This window comes from Synechococcus sp. MU1655, from assembly GCF_023630655.1.
Lineage (GTDB): Bacteria > Cyanobacteriota > Cyanobacteriia > PCC-6307 > Cyanobiaceae > Synechococcus_C.
In genome coordinates this window covers 1-6,428 of sequence record NZ_JAKUHK010000105.1, presented here as the reverse complement: position 1 = coordinate 6,428, position 6,428 = coordinate 1, and the positions used below count along the sequence as shown (strand labels likewise).

The following is a 6,428-nucleotide window of genomic DNA, read 5'->3' as shown; positions in this document are numbered from 1 at the left end:
TTAGCCGTCTTGATGAGTTGGCCTGACAAATTGGAGAGATCGTTGAAGCTATAGGTACCATTGCTTAGATCGTTGAACTGGAAGTAGAAACCTCCTTGAGGTGAGAATCCAGGTACTGCTGGTGGGCCTGAAGCCTTAGCGAGGCCGTCGCTTAATTGGATTAATTTTGCATTGAGGCGTTTCACGATGGCATCAGAACTGTGTTCAGCGCCTTTGCGCTCTGCCAAGGGCTGGAGACCGAAGAAAAAGACGCCTTGATCGGGACTGGAGCCGTTGAAGCCAAAGCCGTTGATGATCGATGCATTGGCTACATCGTCTTCTTCACTGAGAACCTTGGCGATTTGCATTCCAAGCTTTTTGGTTTCCACCAGGGAAGCCCCGTTCTGCAGTTGGAAAATTCCCATCCCATAGCCTTGATCCTCATCGGGGATAAAGGCTGTAGGAAGGATGGTGAAGGCGAAGCTGGTCACCACGATTCCTACAACCAATCCAGCCAGCACGATGCGGCGGGCTTGGATCATTCGTTTGAGGATCTTTGAGTAGCTGGTTTCGAGACGCTCGAAATTGCTGTTAAACACCTTGAAGATCAGCGGCAGGTTCGAACCCGCGAGAGCACCGATCACAATGCCAGCGATGTAAGTCCAGTTTCCAAAGGAAGCTGCACTAAAGCGGCCAAAGGCCAAGCCCACGATCACGCCCACCACAATCCAGCTGCGCCCCTTGGGTTCCGGTGGTTTTTTCTGCGAAAGGATCAGACCCGAGAGCATGGGTGAAAACGTCAGGGCATTAAAGGCAGAGATGGCAACCGAAAAGGCGATCGTGAGTGCGAACTGCTTGTAGATGATCCCGGTCCCACCGGGATAAAAGGCAACCGGTACAAACACCGCCATCAGCACGAGGGCGGTTGCAAGGAGTGCACCGAAGAGTTCGCCCATGCAAGCGAGTGCTGCCTCGCGGGGCTTCATTCCCTTCTCGATGTTGGTGGAGACGGCTTCGATCACCACGATGGCGTCATCCACGACGAGGCCTGTTGCTAGTACGAGACCCAGCAGCGTGAGCTGATTAATCGAAAATCCGAAAACGTTGAGGAATGCGAATGTTCCCACGAGAGAAATAGGAATCGCCAGGCTGGGCACCACGGTGGCGCGCCAGTTCTGTAGAAAAAGAAACAGGATGATTAGAACCAGCACGATGGCAAGTCCGAGAGCGTCAATCACTCCATCCACGGAGGATTCGATGAATTGGCCGATGTTATAAATCTGATCAATCGTGACGCCAGGAGGCAACGTGCTTCTGAATTGGTTGATTTGATCAACGACTGCTTCAGAGACGTCGAGAGCATTGCTGGCAGGGGTCTGATAGACAGCAATCGTGAGCGCTTCGTGTCCGTTTTGATCAACAGCCTGCGCAGAGAAGGTGTTGCTCCCGTAGCGCACTTCGCCGACATCCTTCAGTTTGAGCAGATTGCCAGATGGCGAGCGGCTGAGGATGAGATTGTTGAAGTCATCGATGGAGATAAGGTTGCCGTTGTTTTTCACCACAATCGGATAGGTGAAGGCTTGATCGCCTGAGGCCGGCGGGCCTCCAACAAGTCCTCCAACAGCCACACTATTTTGAGACTTAACTTGATTGATGACGTCTTCGGATGTGAGTTTGTTGGCTGCAAGCTTGTTGGGATCAACAAACAGCCAAAATGCTGGAGTGGCGCCTCCGATGATATTGACTGTGGCAACACCCTCCACCCGAGAGAGTGGGTAATAGAGTTGTTCGTAGACGAGTCCATTTAAATAGGCTGCATCAAATTGCCCTTTGCTGGAACTCACTTCATAGGCAAGCAGGATCGACGGGTTGCTCTGCTTAACGGATACACCTAATTCGCTTACTTGTTCTGGGAGCTGGGGGTTGGCCAGAGAAACACGGTTCTGGACATTGACTTGATCAATATCGATATCAGTTGACTGATCGAAATAGACATTGACTGTGCTATTGCCTGTCATGTCTGTGTTCGAGGAGATGTAGCTCACTCCGGGAACGCCATTGATCTGTTGTTCCAATGGATTCGTTACCGCTTGCTCGGTTACCTCCGCATTGGCGCCTCCGTAGTTTGCGATGACCTGGATGAGAGGATCGGCAATGTTTGGCAGGTAGGCGATGGGCAGCATCGGGATCGAGATCATCCCAACGAGCACAATCAAAATGCTGCAGACCGTAGTCAGAACTGGTCGCTTGATGAAATTGTCGGAAAAGGCCATCGGTTCAGTTGGCTCCCACTGAAACCTTCACAGGCATGCCGCTGCGAAGTCGACTTGTGTTGCTAATCGCCACTTTGTCCCCGGATTTGAGTCCTGATATCACCGGATAGAGATTGTTTTGTAGATCCCCGAGCTGTACTTTAGTTTGAAGCACAATTGGTGTATTTCCTGGAAGCTTTTCCAATGTTTTTAACGCTTTGGCCGTTGTGTTAGGTGAGCGTTTGATTGTCGGTAGCGCCTTGCTGATGGGTACTACCTCATAGACGAAAGGCTGTTGAGCTTGCATCATCACGGCCTGTACCGGTACCGCTAACCGCTCGCTTGATCCAGTAATAATTTCGGAGGTGACGTATTGGCCTGTCTTTAATTGTCCGGTGAGGTTGGGAAACTCTGCCTTCACCATCAGTGTGTTGGGAGGACTGCCAGCTTTGGGAATTGCGTAGTAGGGCGATACAAATGTGATTGTGCCTTGACCGGTGACCTGCGGGGTGGATTGAGATGCGAGCCGCACTGGTTGTCCCACTTTCACTTGGGATGCCTGCGCTGCGGGAATTTCCATCAAGGTCCAGAGAGTTGAGTTGTCAACAATCCCTGTGATGATGTCTCCAGTTTTCACGTAATCGCCAATTTTTACGGTGTCCAAGTCACCGATAATCCCGTTAATTGGAGACCGTACAAATTTGTAGTTAAGGGTGGCCTTGTCGGCGATAGCTTGATCTCTTGATGAGATCGCTTTCGTGACGAAGGAATCACGGCGTTTTGCTGATGTGGCTCCTTGTTCGTAAAGGTATTGGTATCGGTCAGCATTCACTCTGTCGTAACGAGCTTGTGCTTGAGATGCATCGAATTGAGCACTCTGTTGTGTGTTGTCGAGCACAAGTATTACTTGACCTGCTTGAACTTGATCTCCCTCTCTGACAAGTTTTTTGATCACCCGACCATCTGTTTCAGGGCTGAGGGTCACATTGGTGGTGGATTCAAGGGGGCTTACGGCTTTGATGCTTGGTTTGAAGTTGCCCTGGGAGATCGTTGCAGTCTTGATGGACAAAAGGGTTGGCCCTGATTTCTTGCTCTGCCCGCATGCTGCAAGCGCAACCGAGAGAGTCAGCACGACAACAAAAGAGCCCCGCACAATGCAACCGATAGTTCCGCGGACCATACCTCTTATTGAGGACCAGTGACGCCCTGGCTTCTCCCTCAGTCCCTATCGGGGAACATCAGGTCCTGCAGTGAAGGTATGAATCATGGGAGCCTGCGCTAATTAATGGACGAACTCAGTGCATTGACACCAGAACTGAGCCGCTCCTTGTTGGCCTGGTGGGAGATGCATGGACGCCGGGATCCTGAGCAGAAGCCTTGGATGTTCACTCCTGAGGGGACATGGTCTGAGCCCTACGAGCACTTGAATCCCTATCCGATCCATGTCGCTGAGGTGATGCTGCAGCAAACACAGCTGCAAGTGGTTTTGCCTTACTGGCAGCGCTGGATGGAGTCCTTCCCAACCCTTGAGGCGTTGGCTCAAGCCGAGGTGCAAACGGTCCTTTTGAGTTGGCAGGGGCTCGGCTATTACTACCGAGCCCGTCGTTTGCATGGCTCTGCCCAAACTTTGCTGAAGCGCATCGGCTCTCAGTCCTGCGAAGACCCTCAGAGCTGGCCCCAGGAGCCAGATTTCTGGCTGGATTTGCCTGGGATCGGCCTTAGTACGGCAGGCGGCATTCTGTCCTCGGCTTTTAATAGTCCCCTGGCGATCCTGGACGGCAATGTGCGTCGGGTGCTGGCCAGGTATCAGGCTCATTCGCGCCCGCCGATGCGTGACCTGCGCTTGTTCTGGAACTGGAGTGACGCTCTTGTAGCGGCTGCACCCGGTCGGGCTCGTGATCTCAATCAGGCTCTGATGGACTTCGGAGCCACCGTCTGTAGTCCCCGTTCACCCAATTGCGCGTGCTGTCCTTGGCAGATGCATTGCTCTGCTTACGCTGCTGGCGATGTGGAGAGCTACCCCGTGAAAGAGACCCCTCGAGCCGTGCCTTTTCAAGTGATTGGCGTGGGTGTGGTGCTGAACGATGCTGGGGAGGTGTTGATTGATCAACGCCTGAATGAGGGGTTGTTGGGTGGGCTATGGGAATTCCCTGGTGGGAAGCAGGAGCCAGGGGAGGCCATCGTTCAGACCATTGCCCGTGAATTGCAAGAGGAATTGGCGATCGACGTGTCTGTGGGTGAGGAGTTGATCAGTCTTGACCATGCCTACAGCCATAAACAGCTGCGTTTTGTGGTGCACCTCTGCCAGTGGCGAAAGGGCGAACCCCAGCCGCTTGCGAGCCAGCAGGTGCGCTGGGTGCGTCCGGAGTCGTTGGGTGACTATCCCTTCCCTGCCGCAAATGCACGGATCATTGCTGCGCTTTTGGACCATCTCTCCTAAGCGGGCTGCTCGTGGCGGGACGTTGGTTGGCATCACGCTGAGCCGCAGCCAGCCTTAAGACATCCGACTTGCTGTTATGGCCGATCTTTCTGGTTTGGCTCCTCGTGTGATGTGCCTGGGTGAGGCATTGGTTGATCGACTTGGACCTTTGGGGGGAGACCCCGTGACGGCAGCTCCTGAAGCCTGTGATGATCGCTTGGGCGGTGCACCCGCGAATGTGGCCTGTGCTCTTGCCCGATTAGGAACTCCTGTCGGTCTGGTTGGTCGACTTGGTGAAGACGCAATTGGTTCTGCCTTTCGTGATGTGTTTCAGCAGCGGGGTGTGGCTGTTCAAGCCCTTCAACGCGATGTGAGTCACCCAAGTCGGGTGGTGTTGGTTCGTCGCGATACCAATGGTGAGCGCGTGTTTCAGGGTTTTGCAGGAGATCACGCCCTGGGTTTTGCCGATCAGATGCTGAATCGTGACGAATTGGAAGCGGTTTGGCCGATGGTGTCGAAGCAGGCTCGCTGGTTGCTCGTTGGCACGATTCCATTGGCAACGCCAACTTCTGCTGATTCGCTGCGATGGTTATTGGCTCAAGCCCAGGCGGCAAGCCTTGCGCTTGCTGTAGATGTGAATTGGCGCCCCACCTTTTGGGATCCCGAGGCAGATCCAGCGGCTGGTCCTACCGCTGATGCATTGGCGTTGATCAAGCCATTGTTGGAACAGGCCTCCCTGATCAAATTGGCTCGGGAGGAGGCGTTGTGGTTCTTCGGCAGTGATGATCCTGCTGCTGTCGCGAAAGATTTGCCGCAGCAGCCAGATGTGGTTGTGACCGATGGAGCCAACCCCATTCGCTGGTTGATCGAGCATGAGGCTGGGAGTATGCCGGTGTTTCAGCCTTCTCAGGTCATCGACACCACTGGGGCAGGGGATGCGTTCACTGCGGGTCTCTTGCACTGTTGGGATCGTCCCGTGAATGAGCGGCTGTCCTTTGCGTCAGCCTGCGGTGCCCTTGTTTGCAGCGGCGCCGGAGCCATCGATCCACAGCCGCGAGAGCAGGATGTTCGTACCTTCCTAAATCGATGACGGTTGGACGTTGCTAAGGATGGTGGATCGCTTGCGTCTCCTCGGCTTTGGACTTCATCGCTGAATGAGCTCAGTCTGAGTTGATTCTGATGGTGCCTTCCGGAATCATGCTGCTTTTGAAAAGCCGGTTGGCTCCCACCACTGAGATCAAGCGTCGATCATCCCCCTAAACACACATCGACGCCCAACTTGGCCAAGTCGTATTGGCCGGCGTTTGGCATGGCAGGCACTGGGTCGCAGACCAGATCAGCGCAGAGAAGACCAAGGCATAAACAATCCAACTACACCAGTCCTCCCACGATCGGCCACCAGCAACTGTCACTCACTTGTTGCTCCTCCGATTTGGTTTCGACCCGGTGGATTTCAGCGGCAAGGCTGTCTAAGAGTGATCCGTGCAACAGCGGGCCCATGGCCTCAAGGAGGACAGCGTCGCGCTCCAGCGCTAGTCGTGCCTCAACAAGACTTGCTGGAAGCCTGCAAACGCTGTGGTCCTTAACGAGTGCAGGATCGCCGACCTGCTCTGGTGGAAGGATGCGTTGATTTCTCATGGCATCCAGCACCTGGGCCTGTAGTGCACCGAGTAACAGGTAGGGATTTGCAGTGGGATCGACTGCCTTGATCTCCAGGTGGGCGGCACTTTGATCTGTCGCGGTGGGGATGAACCGAACGGCTGCCTCACGGTTCTCCA

At 54.1% G+C, this 6,428-nt stretch carries 4 protein-coding genes and 1 pseudogene; 2 read left to right on the top strand and 3 right to left on the bottom strand.

Annotated features, from left to right (window positions below; all coding sequences use genetic code 11):
- Positions 1 to 2,252, bottom strand: a 2,252-nt coding sequence (locus NCN04_RS06325; RefSeq protein WP_250395536.1) for an efflux RND transporter permease subunit, incomplete at its 3' end; no start/stop codon positions are given.
- Between the two features lie 4 nt (positions 2,253 to 2,256).
- Positions 2,257 to 3,411 (bottom strand): efflux RND transporter periplasmic adaptor subunit, encoded by a 1,155-nt coding sequence (locus NCN04_RS06320; RefSeq protein WP_048347677.1) that lies wholly within the window; start codon positions 3,409 to 3,411, stop codon positions 2,257 to 2,259.
- 105 nt (positions 3,412 to 3,516) lie between these two features.
- Here NCN04_RS06320 and mutT point away from each other — a divergent pair, with 105 nt between their 5' ends.
- Together mutT and NCN04_RS06310 are read left to right on the top strand one after the other, a co-directional pair.
- Positions 3,517 to 4,671, top strand: a complete 1,155-nt coding sequence (mutT, locus tag NCN04_RS06315) for an 8-oxo-dGTP diphosphatase MutT (RefSeq protein WP_250395535.1) — start codon at positions 3,517 to 3,519, stop codon at positions 4,669 to 4,671.
- A gap of 76 nt (positions 4,672 to 4,747) precedes the next feature.
- Entirely contained in the window at positions 4,748 to 5,740 is a 993-nt protein-coding gene (locus NCN04_RS06310) for a carbohydrate kinase family protein (RefSeq protein ID WP_250395534.1), read from the top strand.
- A 281-nt stretch (positions 5,741 to 6,021) separates the two neighbouring features.
- Here NCN04_RS06310 and NCN04_RS06305 read toward each other — a convergent pair.
- Positions 6,022 to 6,428, bottom strand: a pseudogene (locus NCN04_RS06305) (glutamine synthetase); the annotation flags it as partial.

What these genes read in the sequence shown, in the direction of transcription:
- NCN04_RS06320 (WP_048347677.1), bottom strand. Translation starts at nt 3,411, where the DNA reads ATGGTCCGCGGAACTATCGGTTGCATTGTGCGGGGCTCTTTTGTTGTC.
- mutT (WP_250395535.1), top strand. Translation starts at nt 3,517, where the DNA reads ATGGACGAACTCAGTGCATTGACACCAGAACTGAGCCGCTCCTTGTTG.
- NCN04_RS06310 (WP_250395534.1), top strand. Translation starts at nt 4,748, where the DNA reads ATGGCCGATCTTTCTGGTTTGGCTCCTCGTGTGATGTGCCTGGGTGAG.